The organism is Mucilaginibacter oryzae (assembly GCF_003148845.1).
In the GTDB taxonomy this organism is placed as follows: domain Bacteria; phylum Bacteroidota; class Bacteroidia; order Sphingobacteriales; family Sphingobacteriaceae; genus Mucilaginibacter; species Mucilaginibacter oryzae.
Window position 1 is genome coordinate 107,479 of sequence record NZ_QGHA01000006.1, and the last position, 19,129, is coordinate 126,607.

Annotated in this window: 19 protein-coding genes; 1 reads left to right on the forward strand and 18 read right to left on the reverse strand. The window is 44.0% G+C overall.

The window, feature by feature from the left end:
- Positions 1 to 39: 39 nt before the first annotated feature.
- The 18 genes from LX99_RS16705 to upp form a co-directional block, all read right to left on the reverse strand.
- On the reverse strand, positions 40 to 1,626 hold the full coding sequence (locus LX99_RS16705; protein WP_109608913.1) for a gliding motility protein RemB: 1,587 nt from the start codon (positions 1,624 to 1,626) through the stop codon (positions 40 to 42).
- Positions 1,627 to 1,649: 23 nt separating this feature from the next.
- Positions 1,650 to 2,786 (reverse strand): GDP-mannose 4,6-dehydratase, encoded by a 1,137-nt coding sequence (gene gmd, locus LX99_RS16710; RefSeq protein ID WP_109608914.1) that lies wholly within the window; start codon positions 2,784 to 2,786, stop codon positions 1,650 to 1,652.
- 327 nt (positions 2,787 to 3,113) lie between these two features.
- Entirely contained in the window at positions 3,114 to 3,677 is a 564-nt protein-coding gene (locus LX99_RS16715; RefSeq protein WP_109608915.1) for a DUF3109 family protein, read from the reverse strand.
- Between the two features lie 10 nt (positions 3,678 to 3,687).
- Entirely contained in the window at positions 3,688 to 4,482 is a 795-nt protein-coding gene (locus LX99_RS16720) for a DUF3108 domain-containing protein (protein ID WP_109608916.1), read from the reverse strand.
- 93 nt (positions 4,483 to 4,575) lie between these two features.
- Positions 4,576 to 5,091 carry a DUF2480 family protein gene (locus tag LX99_RS16725; protein ID WP_109608917.1) on the reverse strand — a complete coding sequence of 172 codons (516 nt, stop codon included), beginning with the start codon at positions 5,089 to 5,091 and terminating at the stop codon, positions 4,576 to 4,578.
- Between the two features lie 69 nt (positions 5,092 to 5,160).
- The gene (locus LX99_RS16730) at positions 5,161 to 7,287 is read right to left on the reverse strand and encodes a peptidylprolyl isomerase (protein ID WP_109608918.1); all 2,127 of its coding nucleotides are present in this window, start codon (positions 7,285 to 7,287) and stop codon (positions 5,161 to 5,163) included.
- Between the two features lie 93 nt (positions 7,288 to 7,380).
- Positions 7,381 to 7,962, reverse strand: coding sequence for an LPS export ABC transporter periplasmic protein LptC (gene lptC / locus LX99_RS16735; RefSeq protein ID WP_022831398.1), 582 nt, complete (start codon positions 7,960 to 7,962; stop codon positions 7,381 to 7,383).
- Between the two features lie 11 nt (positions 7,963 to 7,973).
- Positions 7,974 to 9,299 carry a hypothetical protein gene (locus tag LX99_RS16740; protein WP_109608919.1) on the reverse strand — a complete coding sequence of 442 codons (1,326 nt, stop codon included), beginning with the start codon at positions 9,297 to 9,299 and terminating at the stop codon, positions 7,974 to 7,976.
- A complete protein-coding gene (locus LX99_RS16745; protein ID WP_109608920.1) occupies positions 9,292 to 10,035 on the reverse strand; it encodes a type III pantothenate kinase in 744 nt (247 codons plus the stop codon). Before LX99_RS16745 ends, LX99_RS16740 begins: the two co-directional genes overlap by 8 nt.
- Positions 10,035 to 10,727, reverse strand: a complete 693-nt coding sequence (gene purQ, locus LX99_RS16750) for a phosphoribosylformylglycinamidine synthase subunit PurQ (protein WP_022831395.1) — start codon at positions 10,725 to 10,727, stop codon at positions 10,035 to 10,037. The genes LX99_RS16745 and purQ overlap by 1 nt, the downstream gene beginning before the upstream one ends.
- 102 nt (positions 10,728 to 10,829) lie before the next feature.
- A complete protein-coding gene (locus LX99_RS16755; RefSeq protein WP_109608921.1) occupies positions 10,830 to 11,816 on the reverse strand; it encodes a DUF6427 family protein in 987 nt (328 codons plus the stop codon).
- A 142-nt stretch (positions 11,817 to 11,958) separates the two neighbouring features.
- Entirely contained in the window at positions 11,959 to 12,954 is a 996-nt protein-coding gene (locus LX99_RS16760) for a glycosyltransferase family protein (protein WP_109608922.1), read from the reverse strand.
- Positions 12,955 to 13,063: 109 nt separating this feature from the next.
- Complete coding sequence (locus tag LX99_RS16765) at positions 13,064 to 13,918, reverse strand: UDP-2,3-diacylglucosamine diphosphatase (protein ID WP_109608923.1); 855 nt, start codon at positions 13,916 to 13,918, stop codon at positions 13,064 to 13,066.
- Positions 13,919 to 14,173: 255 nt separating this feature from the next.
- Positions 14,174 to 14,707, reverse strand: a complete 534-nt coding sequence (locus tag LX99_RS16770; protein WP_109608924.1) for a DinB family protein — start codon at positions 14,705 to 14,707, stop codon at positions 14,174 to 14,176.
- Positions 14,708 to 14,710: 3 nt separating this feature from the next.
- Positions 14,711 to 14,911, reverse strand: a complete 201-nt coding sequence (locus LX99_RS16775; RefSeq protein WP_109608925.1) for a type II toxin-antitoxin system HicA family toxin — start codon at positions 14,909 to 14,911, stop codon at positions 14,711 to 14,713.
- Positions 14,912 to 15,139, reverse strand: a complete 228-nt coding sequence (locus tag LX99_RS16780) for a type II toxin-antitoxin system HicB family antitoxin (protein ID WP_109608926.1) — start codon at positions 15,137 to 15,139, stop codon at positions 14,912 to 14,914.
- Positions 15,140 to 15,182: 43 nt separating this feature from the next.
- The gene (locus tag LX99_RS16785; protein ID WP_109608927.1) at positions 15,183 to 15,911 is read right to left on the reverse strand and encodes a YjjG family noncanonical pyrimidine nucleotidase; all 729 of its coding nucleotides are present in this window, start codon (positions 15,909 to 15,911) and stop codon (positions 15,183 to 15,185) included.
- Between the two features lie 120 nt (positions 15,912 to 16,031).
- A complete protein-coding gene (gene upp, locus LX99_RS16790; RefSeq protein ID WP_109608928.1) occupies positions 16,032 to 16,676 on the reverse strand; it encodes a uracil phosphoribosyltransferase in 645 nt (214 codons plus the stop codon).
- A 314-nt stretch (positions 16,677 to 16,990) separates the two neighbouring features.
- Between upp and uvrB the strand changes: the two genes are divergently transcribed.
- Complete coding sequence (gene uvrB, locus LX99_RS16795; RefSeq protein ID WP_109608929.1) at positions 16,991 to 19,015, forward strand: excinuclease ABC subunit UvrB; 2,025 nt, start codon at positions 16,991 to 16,993, stop codon at positions 19,013 to 19,015.
- Positions 19,016 to 19,129: the final 114 nt, after the last annotated feature.

A 19,129-nucleotide genomic window follows, 5' to 3' on the forward strand; every position in this document is an offset into this window, starting at 1 on the left:
TTACAAATATAAAGTTTAATTGTCCCTTTTATTCTAAACTCAATGCGCTTTATAACTTACAATATCATTATACACCGCCCTGAATGAGCTGCGGATACCAAAGGTTAACATCGATGTTTTATCATTAAACTGGCTGTTTTTATCGCGGCGTATCAGGCCGCCAAGCTCAAAGCGCAGGTTATATTTAGGATTTAAAAGGTAAGCTACCTTGCCTTCAACATATACCATGTTGGTGGTAAGCCCCTGCCCTGTATAGTTACCTAACTGGCGCGCCGGATCAATATAGCCCAAAAACAGGTCCTTGCCATAGTTAAGGTTATCTTTATCAAGGCCGTAATGGCCGTAATCAACCTCGCCCGAGAAATCAAAACGTTTGTACGAGTAATTGAGCAATGCTACGGCCTCGCGGAAATTGGCGCCCCAGGGATGACCGATAGGTTCGCCGTTTTCGGCATAATTGATAACAGATGATCTTTCTGAATAGGTGTACGGTTTGGCGTTGTTAGTTTCCAGCAGGTAATTTAAACCCTTTACGTTGAAAAGGTTGGCGCCTCTTATACCAAATTGCCATGCATATTTATTACGCGAGCTGCCATTGCTTGAAAAAAAGTTTTTTGACTCAAACTCGTCCAGCGCGAACTGTCCGTAAGCCGTAACACCATCGGTAAGCTTATACTTTCCGGTTAAACCGACCAAGGCGTTATCCGGCGAACCGTTTGAGGCCTCAACCGGCCTTAAAAACAGGATAGGGTTTATGTAAGTAAAATCAAACCCACGCGAATGCCCCAGGTCATCTTTGGCTGCCCAGATCACGGCATCGAAGAAACCGAGCGATAAACGATCAGTCACATTCCAGTCAAGGTAATGGAACACACCAAACTTCTTCCTGTCGCCATTGTCAACCTTTACCGAAAGCGGGTCGTTAAAATAAGCCCACATAGCCATATACCGTACATTGCCCAGCATAGCGGTCAACTTAAAAAAGGGATAGGGCGAGGCATAATCAGATAACAAAAGCGAACGGTAACCATCGCCTATAAAGGTTTTATCGCGCCCGGCGCTTAAATTTAAAAATTTCGCGGGTGTGTACGAAACATTCGCCGTTATATAACTCCAACGGTACTCGTTACCGTAGTTTGCGGCGTAAGCCTGCCCAGGTGCAATACCCACCTGGTTAACATAGGTAGAAAGATAAGCGGGCAGCACCGCGCGGTTTTCGTACCCGGCTATGTTGTATGAAAAATTATTGCCAAACGAGCCGCCAATTTGCAAGCCGAGCGTACCAAAGTTGGTATTTTTCTTTCCCGAAAAATCGCGGCTCAGGTTTAAGTCGGGCAGCAGATCGGCATAAAAAGTCGAGTTGCCTGTTTTTACATCTATCTGGTGCTCATTAAAAAAGCGCCCTTTCAGTCCATTGGCGTTCATCAACGAATCGTAATGAATCTTAAGCAGCGAATCATCGGCCATAAAAGGCTTTAATGAACTGTGAAAACGTGTTTTAGTTGAATACACATCTTCATTAAGCTTTTGGTAAAACTGGTAATTATAGGGTTGGTATATGGATTGAGCCTCAGTTATCCGGCTCATCAAAAACAATAAAATAATGCTTGTAAATATTTTCTTCATATAGAGGTTTGTGTCCTATCCTGTTATTCGAAATAATTCAATGTATTGAAGCCGCTTTTTTTCAGGTATTCATCTTTTTTAACCCTTTGCAAATCTGCCTGCATCATATCGGCAACCAGGGCATCAAGGTTATATTGAGGTTTCCAACCCAATTTCTGCTGCGCCTTTGAGGCATCGCCAATAAGCAAATCAACTTCGGTAGGCCTGAAATACTGCGGGTCAACCTTTACTACGGTTTGTCCAAACCTGAGCGCGTTTAAGTTTAAACCAAGTTCATGGGCTTTTTGTTCGTCAATATCTATAATCACTCCGCGTTCGTTCGTTCCCTTACCGCTAAACTCAACTTCTATGCCCAGTTCGGCAAAAGCAATCCTGATAAAATCGCGTACCGTTGTAGTTACGCCGGTTGCTATTACAAAATCTTCCGGGGTATCCTGTTGCAACATCAGCCACATGGCCTCCACATAATCTTTGGCGTGGCCCCAATCGCGCTGTGCCGATAGGTTGCCTAAATAAATGCAATCCTGCAAACCAAGGGCTATTTTAGAAGCCGCCCTGGTAATTTTCCGGGTAACGAAGGTTTCGCCGCGAACGGGGCTTTCATGGTTAAAAAGTATTCCGTTGCAGGCGTACATGCCATAGGCCTCGCGGTAGTTCACCATAATCCAGTAAGCATAAAGCTTAGCTACCGCATAAGGCGACCGCGGATAAAACGGTGTAGTTTCACTTTGAGGCACTGCCTGCACCAAACCGTAAAGCTCAGAAGTAGAGGCCTGGTAAACCCTGGTAGTTTTGGTAAGTTCAAGGATCCTGATGGCTTCCAGTATGCGCAAGGCACCTATCCCATCGGCATTGGCGGTATATTCGGGCGTTTCAAAACTCACCTTAACATGGCTTTGAGCCGCAAGGTTATAAATTTCGTCGGGTTTTACTTCCTGGATGATCCGGATCAAATTGGTCGAGTCGGTAAGGTCGCCGTAATGAAGCCTGAACTTTACGTTCGTTTCATGCAGATCGTGGTAAAGATGGTCAATCCTGTCGGTGTTGAATAACGATGACCGGCGTTTTATCCCATGTACCTCATATCCCTTATTTAACAAAAACTCTGCTAAATAAGCCCCGTCCTGACCTGTAATTCCCGTTATTAACGCCTTTTTCATTAAAAATGACAGTACATGCTTAGTATATTACAATAATATCCAATTTTATTGAAATTACCGCTTGTTGGGGAAGATATAAGATATAAAGAGAGTAGCGGTAGTTGGCTGTGGCAGTAGTAGTTTTTGTCTGAACCCGAATTTGGGGGAGTCATTTCAATTTATAGAACTTAAACAACATCAAAGGTAAGGAACGGTGTAATCCCCAAAACAAAAAGCCGAAATCGAACATCCGAATTCCGAAATCAACACTATTCCATCAACGGCCAGAATTGGTGTAATCCCCAAAACAAAAATCCGAAATCGAACATCCGAATTCCGAAATCAAAACTATATTCCGGCCACAGTGTCTTCCAGTTCCTGGTACCAATCGGCACCGTATTTGCGGATCAGCGGATCTTTTAAAAATTCATGAACATGTACCTTTAACTCATTGCCGAAGCTGCAGGCCGGGCTGCAGATGTTCCAGCGGTCGTAATTCAATACATCAAACTCCGGATACGAGGTTATGCGGATGGGGTATAAATGGCAGGAGATGGGCTTTTTCCAGGTTACAGCACCCTCTTCCCAGGCTTTCTCAATACCGCATTTGGTAATACCGTTTTCCCATATCACATAGGCGCATTCTTTATTGGTATCAACACAGGGTGTAGTATAATCGCCTTCAAAATCGGTTACGTAAACACCCTCCTTCTCGATGGTGGCAATACCTTTGGCTGTAAGATAAGGCTTTACTTTAGGGTAAATCTCCTTTAAAATATCAAGTTCATCGGCATTAAGCGGCGCGCCTGAATCGCCTTCAAGGCAGCAAGCCCCCTTACATTTGGTTAAATTGCAAACAAAGTTTTCTTTTACCACATCCTCGTGCAGTAATACATTGCCAACCTCAATCATCTTTTCAAAATCAATCTTTAATAGGATTAAGGGGATATTTAAGCCCCGTTGCCGATTTTAGTTCCATGCTCACGCTGCCTATCAGCACTTCAACATGGGCTTTAACCGGGATCCTGTTTTTATCATTAGTTACCCAAAGGTACAACTTACTATTTTTACGAAAAATACGCCCAGGGATTATTGCGGGGCTAAATTTAAGACAATTAAACTTACCCAGCGAACATTCAACCGTTTCGGTGCCTACATAAGTAATCTGCATTTTATGAAAGCTGTCTTCCAGAAAATATTGCAGATCAAAGGTATCGCCCTGTTTCAGCTTCGAAACATCGATGGCCCGCGCAAAATAATAAGCCGATACAAAATCAAAAGCCTCGCCCTGGTAATTATAAGTACCTTTATTTGCCGTTACTTTCTTATCCTTCTGATCGAAGGTAACGTTATCGGTATGGCGATATTTACCCTCACGCCTGTTTTCGGTATAAAAGTAGGGCATCAGCGTATTTTGATCAACGTATGATTCGTAGCGATTGCGCACTTTGTAAAACAGATCAAACGAACCTGCAGTTTTGCCTTCGGCAATTAAATGAAAAGCCGGGTTATCGCCAAACTTCTTATCGCTTGCCTCTACCTTAATGGTGGCTTCGGCAGCGGTAAAGAAGCCGTACTTCATTTTATAATCAAGTTTTTCGCCAGCCTTGAAAATAGATTCGTTGATCTTTTTCAACTCCTGTGCAAATCCGGCACAACACAGGGACACGAGCAGCAAGCAGGTAAAAGTGTATTTATTTATCAGCAGTTTCTTCATTTATTAATAGCCCTGATTTAGGGGCTTGTGATAGGACAACTGCTATTATAAATGGTTTAAACTATTTTTTATTGCCCCAGGCTCTGTAAATGTTTAATCCTTACGCTTATAGATGGGCACGGTTGAGCAAGGCTCGCCGAACATTAAGCTTTTTACTACCGCGCTTAACCTTTTGGTAAGCTCAACATATGCCGATGTAGGCACCTCGGTATCACCGCAACCTTTCAGCACAATACGCTGACCGCGGTATTGCTCAAAATCGGCCCGGGCTATCTGTTTTTCAAAAAGCACGGTTTCCAGCACATCCTTATCACCAAAAACAATTTCGCGGGCGTAAGGAGCCATGCGGTTAGCCAGCAGCATATAAGCCCAGGCAGGTACAATGGCATCTGCCGTGCAGGTTATGCCTATATTTTTACCTTCGTATTGCGCCCAGTCATGCTCCTTTATAAAATCCCTGAAATCCTTTTCCTTTAAAATAAGGCCGTGAAAAAGATTATCCTTTATATCGTAAATCACACGTTCGCCGGGGGGATAAAAATCTGCCGGGTCTATAGTAACCAAACCACTTTGCGCTACTTTGTTAATGATGTTCTCCTGGATCTCCATATCGCTTAAACAAAAAATCCGGGAGCAGCTGTATACCACTCCCGGATGCAAATTTACTTCAAATTTTGTTTAGAAAAATTTAGCTCTGTTATCTTTTACAGTAGCATTATCTTTAAGGGCCTCGATCAGCATGCCTTGCGAACGTTGCAGCATAGCCTGGATCACCTGTTCTTTTTGTTTTATAGCGTTTGATAATACAGGTGGATTAGTAAATCCGTCAACTACAAACACGTAAACGCCTTGTGTACCATCAATAGGTTTTGACACTTTGTTAACAGCCGACCCAAAAACAGAACCAATCACTTTGTACTCGGCAGATAAGCCCGGGATGATCGGGTTTGCAAATACTACGTTCTCAACCGGGGTAACTTTACCGCCAACTTTCTGAGCAACCTGCTCAATTGAGCCGCCCATAGCCGATTCAAATTTAGCCTGCAACTGTTTTGCTTTTACAGCAACGCGAACAGCGGGTTCAATTTGTTTTTTAACTGCTTCTAAAGGCAGGATACCTTTAGGTTTGATAGCGGTAAGGCGCGCAACAATATACTGATCGCCAACCTGGTACACTTTATCGCTGATATCACCTACATCGGCTTTATACGCCCACCTTACAATTTCGCGCGCGTTATCCAGGCCTGGTAAGCCTGATGCAACAGCGGTTACATCTTCGGCTGTGCGCGGTTTTAAGCCTTCTTTTCTAGCTTCGGCCTCAAAGTTATCAGGGGTTAACGATGCCAGGAATTTCTGGGCGTTGCTGTAAGCTATAGTTTGTGTTTTACTGCTGGCCGTTAATGGTTTATCAACAATACCAACTTTTACCAGTTTTACAGATCCTTTCTGATCTTCAACTTTAATAATGTGGTATCCAAATTGTGATTTGGCAACAATAACCGAGCCTTTTGCTGCTTTAAAAGCCGCATTGTAATATTCGGGAACCAAGGAACCTTGTCCGCCGCCCATGTTACCATTGGCATCAAACGATGGGATGTCACCGCCCTTTTCAGCGCTTCCTTTATCGGCTGAAAAAGTTTTGGCCAAATCGGCAAATGGTTTGCCGCCATCAATCAGTTTTTTGATTGAATCGGCCTTGGCTTTAGCTTTTTCGTCGCTGCCGCCAACTGATGCCAGGTCGATAAGGATATGTTTTGTTTTAACCGAATCAAAAGTAGTTTTAGCGTCAATAAGCTTAGCTACTTTGTAGCTGCCGTTTTCAAGATAAGGACCGTAAACAAAGCCTTTGGCAGCGTTAAACATGGTGGTATCCAATTTAGGCGAAATACTGCCTTTGCGCTGGAAAGTTAACGGCGCTTTTGTTTCGGCATTGATCTGTACAAACAGCGAATCGTTGGTTGAAGCCTTGAAATCCGCCGCCAGCTTTTCGGCCTGCAGCTTCGCCGCAGTGCTGTCTTCTTTTGAAGGCGCCGCGTTAAAGCTTACATATTCAAAATTCCTTGTATCCTGCGGGTTTTTAAACTCGTTTTTATGCGCATCGTAGTAAGCGCTGTAGTCCGCATCGGTTAACGTAACTTTGGCATCGGGTATTGAAGCATAATCAAGCATGGTGTATTTAAACTTAACCAGTTTGTTTTTCGCTTCATAGTCGTCGGTTGCATCCAGCGAGTTTGCGTAAAGACCATTAGTAACCAGGCTCATGTACTTGGTAGCTTTTTTGGCTTCAATCAGGTCGATAACGAAATCGCCCCAGGCTTTTACCTGTTCAGGCCCGGCTTTGCCCGATTTGATATAGGCTTTAAACTGATCATAACGGGAACGATCAAACTGGCCGGTTTGCGGATCAGAAAACTGACGAACGATCTGCGGATCGGGATTGTTATCACCAATCATTACATTCATCTCGTCATCGCCAACAACCAAACCCAGTTTTTCAATTTCTTTGGTCAGCAATAACTGGCTCAAAACCTGGTTCCAGGTGTTTTCCTGCAAATAGCTTGTTATCTGCGGTGAAATAGACTGGCCTTGCTGTTTAAACTGAGCCGAAGCCTGCTCCAATTTTTCATTAAATTTGTCGTAGGGCACTTTTTCGCCGTTTACAACAGCAAGCTCGTTACTATCGTCCCTGAAAAAGGAACCGCCAGACCTTACTACTTCGCTCACAATAAACGCAAGCAGCGCGAAACCAATAAAGAATGCGAGGATTTTCCCCATTCTTTCGCGCAAAAAACCCATTATACCCATATTACATTTATAATTATCTATTCTTTAAAAGAGGGCGCAAGATACAATTTTTACTAAAATTCTATAACACAAAATTTTCCTGAAAAAAAGTCATTATTGTGTAGCTTTTTCGTCTACGTGGATAATACCGGTGGCCTGCTGAAAAGTGGGGTTTAACAGCTTATCATCACTTTCAAAACTATCGCCGTTCATAACATTGCCGCCGCTAAGCAGGGCCTGTACCGGCTTTTTGGAGTAAACGCGCTTGGTTACCTGGTCCCAGAATAACTCGGCCGATTTGAAGGTTTCGTTTTTAGTATTGGTGGCCACCACATGCCCGTGAAATTCGATTAATTTTTCCTGCTCGCGCTGAATCCCGGTATCAGCCACAATGCTGCCCGACTGCAGGCCTGTTTCCTTATCAAAATAAACGATGTTTACGCCTTTAGGCATTATTTTATAAGGCTTTTTAATGGTTTGATAATCAATCATGAGCGGAGCGGTTAAATGGATCTCCACCCGTGCGCTGTCGCTCACAATCAAATCAAGCCCAACGGTTTTCTGGGCAACGGTATCAATCTGGTTGGCCGATATTTCCCTTACCTTTTTAAGGTCGTTTTCGCATGCCGATAGTAATACTGTTGATGATAACAGCAGCAGGCAAAAAACCTGTGTATATCGGGCCGGGCTACGCATAAAAAGGAGGTTTAGTCGAACTTATATTTGGTAAACCACTTATCGTTAAGGGTAAAGCCGAGGTGTATATTCACGTAGTTTTCCTTAACCAAACCATTCACCAGCGAACCGCGTTGACCGATTTCGGCAGAGATGTTGATTTTATAAAAGCTGGTACCATTGTTTGAACGTAATGGCAAACCTATACCAAATGTACCTGCATATCTTTTAATGGTGGTACCATTGATGTGCATATAGGTTTGGTCATAAATGGCGCCTATACGATAGTCAACTGTAGCAAGATAATTCCTGATGGTATTGATGTTAGGAATAAATGAGGCGCCAATATTAAATGTTTTGCTATCCTGAAGGCCCTGGTTTACACCGGCAATAGATAGATCCGACCATTTACCCATGGAGTAATCGGCACCCACTAAAAGCTTACCGTCGTTTTGGAAAGAGATACCGAACCTGTTGATCAGCGGCAGCTTAAGCTTCGATTTCGGGCCTACATTGCTTACCACACTATCAGCAGGAAGATCCTGGTTTCCGTTGGCATCGTTAAAATACTGGCTTACAACAAATGTACTTTGGGTATGTAAACGGGTGCTTGCCGAACCTGAATAACCGAATGTAAGGTGCTGGCTTTCTGAAAAATCAAATGAATACTGCGCGCCAAAATCATAATTTAAGCCGCCGATGGCATTACTGGTTTGAACTTTCGAGTTTATGGCACCTGCAAGGCCCGGAATTTCGGTTGTGGCCAAATCTTTTATATTACCAAAGATATATGATACGTTACCACCTAATAACAGGTGCTTACCTAAACCAAAACCGTAACCGATATAGGCTTTTGATAAGCTGCCATCGCCGCTGTAGGTATAGTTAACCGTGCTGGTATCAGCCGGCGAACCGGAATTACCCAGTTTACTTACCGATCTTTTATAACTATATCCCCGTTCGCTGTAAGGCAACAAGCCGAAACTTAGGGCCGAGCGCTTTGATGTAGGAATGGCGAAAGCCACATGGCTAAGCCTGAAGTTGCTGTTTTTTTGATTTGCCGCACCTGTTTGAGATAGCGTTAAAAAATTGCCATACAAACCAACATCAAAGGTGGTGAGGTTGATAGCACCGTATGACGCGGGATTTATAACGTTGATATTATTAAAAAGGCCTATCCTGTTGGTTGCTACACTAATGCCGCCCATACCGGCGTTGGGGCCCACCAGTTGAGGGTCGATTTCGCCTATGCCGTACCGTGAATATGGAGAGCTTGATGTAGCTGTTGATTGCGCCTGGGCCGAACAAGCGGCAGCAGCCAGTAAAAGAGTTATAAAAAACCGGGTATATTTAATCATTATGCTTTTGTATAGCTGCGTTTAATCCTTTTAAAACCAAATATGGTTCAATTTTTACATAGGGGGCAAAGATGCTATTTTTCAATAGAGTATCAAAAAATTTGCTGTCTCCGCCGCTCAGTATAATATTCAGTTGTTTGTTGCCGGCATTATAACTTTCAATAAAACCGGTAAGCTCATATTTTATTCCGTTCTGTACGCCCGACCGTATGGCCGATGCCGTGTCATTACCATATCCGGCATTAAAACCGGCATCAGCCTCTATAAGCGGTAAGGCCGCGGTATAGTAATTCAAAGCCTTATAACGCATATTTAAGCCAGGCGATATGCTGCCGCCAAAATAATTTCCCGCACCGTCAATACCATCGTAGGTAATGGCGGTTCCGCCAGTTATTACCAAACTGTTTTGACCGGGATACACACTGGCAGCGCCTATAACGGCGGCCAGCCTGTCGGGGCCAAGTGTTTGGGGGGTTAAATAGTGGTTGTTTATTCCGCTCGTCATTAAGGTATTAAAATGCACAAGCCGAATTTTCTTCTCCAGGCTGCCTTGCCATACTTCGCCGATTTTCTTTACAGATGATATAATGCCTTTTTGGGGTTTATATTTATCAAGCAAATGCACCAGCAAAGCCGGCTCAACGGTTTCGTATTGGTTAGCCTCAAGCAATTGGTTTTGTTCAAATACCGCTATTTTGGTGAGGGTGTTACCAATATCGATAACCAGGCAGGCCATTACGCCCTAACTATTGATAGTATCGATTCAAAAATTGCCAGACCATCTTCGTTAGCCAATAAACCATCAGCAGCACGCTCAGGGTGCGGCATTAAGCCAAACACGTTACGGGTTAGGTTAGTAACACCGGCTATATTTTCTAATGATCCGTTAGGATTGGCATCAGCGGTTATGTTCCCTGCTTCGTCACAGTACCTGAACATTACCTGATCGTTATCATTAAGCGCCTTGATCACATCGGCATCGGCAAAATAATTACCTTCTCCATGGGCTATTGGGATACGCAGGGGTTGCTGCGGATCAAGCTGGGCGGTAAGTAGTGATTGCGATGTTTGAGGTTTTAAATAAATATTGCGGCAAATAAACTTGCGGTTGGTATTATGCAGCAACGCGCCGGGTAGTAAACCGGCTTCGGTAAGGATCTGGAAACCATTGCAGATACCCATTACATAGCCGCCTTTAGCCGCAAACTGGATCACTTCCTGCATAATTGGCGAAAAACGGGATATGGCGCCCGAGCGCAGGTAATCGCCAAATGAAAAACCTCCGGGTAAAACAACAAAATCAACGCCCTGCAAATCATGGTCTTTATGCCATAACCTTACAACCTGCTGACCCATTATTTTTTCCAATACATAGATGATATCCTCATCACAATTAGACCCGGGAAATATAACTACTCCAAACTTCATCAGAAATTATTTTTAAAAAGTGGAATGAAACTACTTTAACATAAAAAATAGTTTCACGTTACAAAACTAACATAACCGCCGAAATAAGGACGAATGTAAAAGTTAAATTTTGTTAAACTGAAAGTAGATGATGCTGATAAACAACAGTAAATACAGCGTTTCGTAAAACCAGCGCTTGCCCGCGTACAAAAAATAATAGGCAAAAAAAGCAGAAGCCGGTACCGTACATAATAAAAAATGGCTTAACCTGAACTGGGGGTTGATATAAAATGAAAGCGAGGTGATCAGGAAAATAAAAAAAAGCAACTGGAAGGTTTTACGTGTCTGGATATAACTTTTGAAAAAATTTTGCTGCAGTTTAAAAAAGCAAAGTACCAAAATGATAATAACCGGAACAAGCAACAGGTAGGTATAGGAGGTGATGCTGATATGATCGGGAAATTTTTTACCAAGCGGGAGCCAGATACCACTAAAACGCGGCAGCATATCATTAAGGTAATAAATAACCGCCAGAAAGAAAAACACGGTGGCGTATCCCAGCACCGCGATCAGCCACTCGCGCCAGTAAAAAGCCCTGAAAATAAGCAGTGCTATCCAGATGGCTAAAAACAGGTAGATGAACGGAAAATAAATGAGAGAACCTACCGCCACGATCAGGCCCAGATCATACACGGTAGATTTTGCATCATCACTTTTATAAAGATTGATGAGTTTGAACAACATCCAGATCAATAAAAAATTACAGATCAGCGGCGCGCTCAATGTTAAAAACGGGGTAAACAGGCCAGAAAGGGTTACATACATCAACGCCGGTAAAAAACTGGGCTTACCCAGCAGGTTATGGTGGTTGATGAGCGAATTGATAAGCAGCGCCTGTACAAATACCAGCACGGCAGCCAGCACCACGTTAAGTGCAGGCGAAAAGGCATATTCATATTTTACCGGTACCAGCAGCCGGGCAAATGGCTCAACAAAAATAAACTCCAGCTTTTCGGGCACCTGCACCAGGTAACCAAGGCGCAATGCAAACAGCAAAACAGCCAGCCAAATCACATTTAATGGATTATAATTTCTGAAGAGGTTGATCATAACAAGCGGCTGTAAAAGTAGCAGAAAAAATTGTCTGAATCAGAATTTACAGGATAGTAAACATTGTCTGAATCAGAATTTGAGAATTAACAGCATAACGAATCCATTAATTGGTAGAACACTGAAATTCTTTGATTTTGGGTCAGATGCTTCTGCCGTATTGCTTCACCAGTTTATCCACAATCTGCGCTGTTTCATCCGGAAAATCAACAATTACCTTTTTACTGTCGTTAATCCAGTTATTGAGATGGGCGGGGAACTTGTCATCAATCTCCTTTACTACGGGCACACCCAGTTTAGAAGCCGATAGTGCGTTACATTGCTGCTCGTACTGCCCCTTCATGGGTATCATCATTACCTTTTTTTGGAGGAAGAGAGCTTCGGTCGGCCCTTCAAAACCACCGCCGGTGAGTAAACCTTCGCAACCGGCAAGGCTTTTATTAAAGGCCTCGTTATTTACCGGAAAAATTTCAACGTTGCCTGATTGATAAGCCTGCTTCTGCCGTTTTGAAAAAACCTGCCACTTTACATCTTTAGCGGCGCTTAAGTACTTTAAAAGCGTTTTATCATCATAAGCGGGCAGGTAAACGGTGTAATGGCCAAGGTTGCTGGTTTCCATCTGCCGTATTTCACTGCGGATAACAGGGGTATTGATAAAGCTGTCGTAACGTTCAAAGTGAAAACCCACATGGTAAGTAGTGGGCGAGTAGTTTTTTAACAGCCATTGCGCAAAAGGATCTCTTTTTTCGGGGCGTGGCGTTTTGGGCGATACAAATGAACATTGGTGACTTAAAGATACCGATGGTATCCCCCTCAACTTACAGGCCCAGGCGCTGACGGGCTCAAAATCGTTAATAATTAAATCGTACTGTTTTAAGGGAAGGCTGCGTAAATCGCGCTGAAACCGGCGCAGGTTCATAATTTTCCAGGTGGCCCAGTTATCAACACCGCCGTTGGTTCCAAACACAAAGCTTACCCCATGAAAACGGTACTTAAGCGGCTGCGATAAAGAAACCTCGGCCTCGGTACCGCTCACCAGCAAATCAACTTCGCCGTATTGCTGTAGTAAGGGCACAATTTCGCGCGCCCGGCTTATATGTCCGTTACCTGTTCCCTGTATGCCAAACAGTATTTTCATTAAATATTTTCAAAAAGTTGATGCAGGCGCCCGAAATGCAAATAATGCATTACTTAAGGCAAAAATTTCAAGCGCTTAAATTAGCAAAGAAAATGTTACCGTGAAGTAATTAATGAGGATCCTGTTTAAAACGCTCCAGTAAATTTTTAACATCCAGCATGGCGTTCAAATCTTCCGAGTCGGTTTTATCATCCTCGTCTACATCGGTTTTAAAATTATCGGGATGATATTTGAATATGGTCCAGTTACCCTCGTTGTATTCAAGGGCGCTGAGGCTCTCCACCCAATCGCCGGAGTTAAGGTACATTACCGAGCCTGTATTTTGGGTTGAAGTGATTTCCCTGATCTCGGCATGGTGAATATGGCCGCAAATTACGTAGGCGTATTGCTTATCCACAGCCAAATCGGCCGCGGTTTGTTCAAACTGGTTAATAAATTTTACGGCCTCTTTAAAACGCGCTTTAACTTTTTGCGAAAAACTCATTTTTTGCCTGCCCATAGCAGTCAAAAGCCAGTTAACTATGCTGTTGATCCAGATCAGGGTATCGTAACCAACCGCCCCCAATTTAGCCAGCCATTTGGAGTATTGCATGGTAACGTCAAATACATCGCCATGAAAAATCCAGGCGCGTTTGCCATCAACCTCAAGCACCAATTTGTCAAGCAGCTGGAAAGTGCCCATGTTAAAATCGGTGAATTTGCGCAGCATTTCATCATGGTTACCTGTTAAATAGTAAACAGGTACGCCATCGGTAACAAATTTGAGGATGCGGCGCAGCACTTTGGTATGCTCTTCGGGCCAGTATGATTTACTGAATTGCCAGATATCGATAATATCGCCGTTAAGGATCAGGATTTTGGGTTTAATGCTTTTTAAATACTTAAGCAGTTCTTTTGCGTGACAACCGTAAGTACCAAGGTGCACATCGGATATTACAGCAATATCAACTTCACGTTTTGCCATTAATTATTGGGGACTATTTTAGGGGCCGACAGGTTATGCCGGAAAACAATATATTTTAATTTATAAAACAACGGTTATTCGTCGTCCTCATCTTCGTTAACGGTCAGCTCATACGGGCTTACGTAAAAGCAGCCTACCAGTACCAACAACCCGATAACCAACAGATATGCGTACTCAAAATTCATCACAAAGTTTTTTACAAAGGTCTGAAATATAACATTATGCTACTGTTAAGACTTCGTTAAATATAAAAGGTTACTTTGCCGATGCAAATTTATTTTTGATGCGCTCCAACTGCTTTAAATGATGCTGCAAATGCACCCTGATAAACTTAAACCATTGCCTGGCATTCAGCATCCCCAAAGCCGGGTGTTTATATTTATTAACAGGTAAAGATGTTTTAATAAGCGGCGTGGTGGTATCTATACGGCGGCGGCATTTAATAATAAGGTTTTTGGCTTCTTCTTTACTGATCTTATCCACCGCCACCCTGGCGTTAACCTCGGCGGGTACTTTAGCTTTTACCGGCGGCAGGCAGCCAAAAAGCATCACGAAGCGGCCGGCCAGCGTAAGTCCTTTTTTGTTGGGTTCGCAATTGTCATGGGTACAACGCTCCAGCGCTATTGATGAGCCGAGGGTGGCCTGCATTATGTGGCTGTAAACCTCGGCGTAACTCCAGCTCCCATCTGCCGGGGTTACATCAAACTCCTCATCGGGGATATTATCTAACCAGCGGCGGTATTCGTCGAGGGCGGCATCGATGGCTTTACGTTCTTTGGCGATGTTCATGGATTAATCTTTAAGATCGATACCAGCCTGTTTAAGAATAGCGTGCAGTGTGCCTTTTTTTAATTCTTTTGAATGCATAGGTACAACTGTTCTTTTACCGTTGGTATAATTTACAAACATTTGGTGACTTCCTTTAGTCCGCACGTGCTCAAAACCATGTGCCAGTAAAATGGCAACGATTTCTTTAGGCGTATAGGATTTCACTTACAGCGCAACGGTCAGTGAGTACTCAAGGCTACGGCTATCATCAGGCACAGGTTCACCTTCTTCCTCTAACGTTTCAACGTATAAAGCTATAGCCTCTTTGGCCATTTCAATAGCCTCGTCAATAGTTTCACCCTGAGTAAAACAGCCGGGTAAAGCAGGTACAGACACACTAAATCCGCCTTCTTCTTCCGGGGTAAGCAATATGCGATATGTACGTTGTTTCATAATTCAAATTTAAACAATAATTATCTCATCAAATACCTATCACTTATAACATTACCATCAACTCTTTTAAATGAGTTATCTGTATTAACACATCCTCCGGCTTTTCGAGTTGATAAGGATTAAAGTAAATGGCATCCATACCAAAGTTTAAGGCTCCGCGGATATCGGCTTCTATGCTATCCCCTATCATTACACTCTCGGCCTTAACCGCCCCTGCCAAATCAAGCGCGTGTTGAAAAATGGCTTTATCGGGCTTGTTAACGCCTACATCTTCAGAGATAATGATATGCTGAAAATACTTAGCCAGGTCAGAACCGGCAATTTTTGTTCGGGTGGAATCTTTAAAGCCGTTAGAGATCAGGTGCAACGTATATTTTGATTGCAGGTATTCAAGCGTCTCGTGGGCGTGCGGAAACAGGTTGGTTTTGGTAGGGCAAAGCTGCACGTAAGCATCTTCAAAATCAGGCGGAACCAACTCCGGGTGCAGACCGAGATCGGTAAAGGTTGATTTGAAGCGGGCATCACGCAATTCATCTTTAGTGATCGCCCCGATATGATATTGCGCCCAAAGGCGGTGGTTGTTGCGGGTATAGGTTTCGATGAATAATTCTGCAGAGCGCAGGCCGATCTCCTGAAGTTGATGGATCAGGTACAACTCTCGTAAAGCCTCTTCGGAGTTCTTGTCAAAGTCCCAGATGGTATGATCAAGATCGAAAAAGATGTGTTTGTATTTTATTTCAGATTTGGGATGTTCGATTTCGGATGTTGACATTTTTTTTGGAAATTTCGGATGTTCGATTTCGGATATATTTGACCCTCTATCTGAAATTCAAAATTAAGCAAATTCAAATTTATCAAATCCGAAATCGAACATCCCAAATCCGAAATCAATCTATGCCTTCTCCCCAAACGCCAAATCCCCCGCATCGCCCAAACCCGGCACTATGTACGCCTTGCTGGTCATCTCGTCATCCACGGCGCAAACCCACAGTTTGGCTTTAGGCAGGTTGGCGCGTACATGGGCCACACCTTCGGTACTGGCAATTACGGCGGCAATGTGCAGTTCTTTGATGTTATATTGCGCGGTTAATTCTTTACAAACCTGTACAACGCTTTGGCCGGTGGCCAGCATGGTATCGCACAAAATAAAAACCTGATCGTCAAGGCTGGGGCTCGAGATATGATCAACCTGGATCACGAAGCTGCCATTGCGTTTTACCTTTCGGTAAGCAGTGATGAATGACGCGGACGACCTGTCAAAAAAATTCAAAAAACCCTGATGAAACGGCAGCCCGGCACGTAAAACCACTCCGATAACCGGCTCGTCGGCAGGGATATTGATGCTCGCCGTTCCTAACGGGGTTGCAACCTCTTTAGCTTCGTACCGCAGCGTTTTACTGAGCTCGTAGGCTAAAATCCCGCCCAGTTTTTCCTGGTTAGCCTTAAAACGCGCCTTATCCTGCTGGATAACCGCATCACGTAATTCGGCAAGGAACTGGTTAGCAATAGTATCGGTTTTATTAAGAACAAAGATCATATATCAGTTGGCTAAACGGTTGGCGATTGTTAGTTGCAGTAGGCAGCGGCAGCAGTTTAGTAAAAACCTATGCAATCTACCTGAAAAAAATCAGACTACCAATACTATTGGTAGCAGTTAGTTAAAAGACAATCAATCTATACCCCAAAACCACACATTTATTCTATCGCTTTACATAAATTTGCGGCTATTTTCTGCTACTGCTACTGCTACTGCTACTGCTACTGCCCTACTGACATACAGCTGTCATTATCACCCGCTTATTTTGCCATCAAAACCCTATTGGCAGATTATTTGTATTTTTACATAACAACATGGATTTTAAATTAACATCACAATATAAACCAACCGGCGATCAGCCCGAGGCTATCCGCCAACTGGTTGAAGGTATCCGCAACGGCGACCCATACCAGACCCTGTTAGGCGTTACCGGATCGGGCAAGACTTTTACGGTTGCCAATATTATTGAGCAAACCCAGAAGCCTACGCTCATATTGAGCCACAACAAAACGCTGGCCGCGCAGCTTTACGGCGAGTTTAAGCAGTTTTTCCCCGAAAACGCGGTAAACTACTTTGTATCTTATTATGATTATTACCAGCCGGAGGCCTTTATTCCTACCACCAATACCTACATTGAAAAAGATCTGCAGATTAACGACGAGATTGAAAAGCTGCGTCTCCGCACTACCTCGGCCTTAATGTCGGGGCGGCGGGATGTGATTGTAGTGTCGTCGATATCCTGTATTTACGGTATGGGGAACCCGGACGATTTTGCCGATTCGGTTTTCAAATTCGCGGTTGGTACCCGCATTAGCCGTAACGCTTTTTTACACCGTTTGGTCGAGATTTTGTATGCCCGCACCACGGCCGATTTTAAACGCGGTACCTTCAGGGTAAAAGGCGATACCGTTGATATTTTCCCCGCTTACCTGGATTATGCTTACCGCATCTCATTTTTTGGCGATGATATTGAAGAGCTGAGTTCATTTGATATAGGCACCGGCAAAACGCTGGAAAAAATGACGCATATGGTGGTTTACCCCGCCAACCTGTACGTGGCCCCGCGCGAGCGTTTCCTGCAATCCATCTGGGCTATACAGGAAGAACTGGAAACCCGCAAAAAGCAATTTATTGATGATGGCAGGTTTTTAGAAGCCAAACGCCTGGAAGAAAGGGTGAATTACGATTTGGAGATGATACGCGAACTTGGTTATTGCTCGGGTATCGAAAATTATTCCCGCTTTTTTGATGGCCGCAAGCCGGGTGCAAGGCCATTCTGTTTATTAGATTATTTCCCGGATGATTACCTGATGGTGATTGATGAAAGCCACGTAACCGTTCCGCAGATCAGGGCAATGTACGGGGGCGACCGTTCGCGCAAAATTTCGCTGGTTGACTATGGCTTCCGTTTGCCGGCCGCGCTGGATAACCGCCCGCTTAATTTCCAGGAGTTTGAGAACCTTGCACCGCAAACGATATATGTAAGCGCTACCCCCGGCGATTTTGAACTGGAAAAATCGGGTGGTGTGGTGGTTGAACAGGTGATCAGGCCGACAGGCTTGCTCGACCCGGTTATTGATGTGCGCCCGGTTATCAACCAGGTGGATGATTTGCTGGAGGAGGTTGATAAAACCATTAAACAAGGCGACCGCGTGCTGGTAACCACCCTCACCAAACGCATGGCCGAAGAGCTGGCTAAATACATGGACCGGCTCGGCATTAAGTGCCGTTACATCCACTCGGAAGTTAAAACCCTGCAAAGGGTGGAGATTTTAAGAGGTTTACGTTTGGGTGAGTTTGATGTGCTGATAGGGATCAACCTGTTGCGCGAGGGTTTGGATTTGCCCGAGGTTTCATTAGTTGCCATTCTGGATGCTGACAAGGAAGGTTTCCTGCGTTCGGAACGTTCCTTGATCCAGACTATCGGTCGCGCGGCCCGTAATGACCGCGGCAGGGTGATCATGTATGCCGATACCATTACCGATTCGATGCAGATAACGATGGACGAGACCAACCGCCGCCGTGAAATCCAGATAGCCTATAACACCGAACATGGTATTACGCCGCTCACCGTTGGCAAATCTCGCGAGGAAATCATGGAACAAACATCGGTGGTTGATTTTAAGGGCGGTGTGCAACAGGCTTACGTGGAAATGGACACTGTTACCCTTGCCGCCGACCCGATAGTACAATACATGACCAAAGCCGACCTGAAAAAATCCATAGAAAACACCAAAAAAGAAATGCTTGCCGCAGCCAAGAATATGGATTTTCTGCTGGCCGCCAAGCTGCGTGACGAGATGTTTGCTTTGGAGAAAACGATGGAGGAGAAGTATTAGATTTTTTTTGATGTGCAGATGTGCGGATTTCAGATGTGCAGCTGATTTTGAACCTGGATTTATGGGATTATTGGTTGACAGTTTTGAGAGATTTTAATCATCTGCACATTTGCA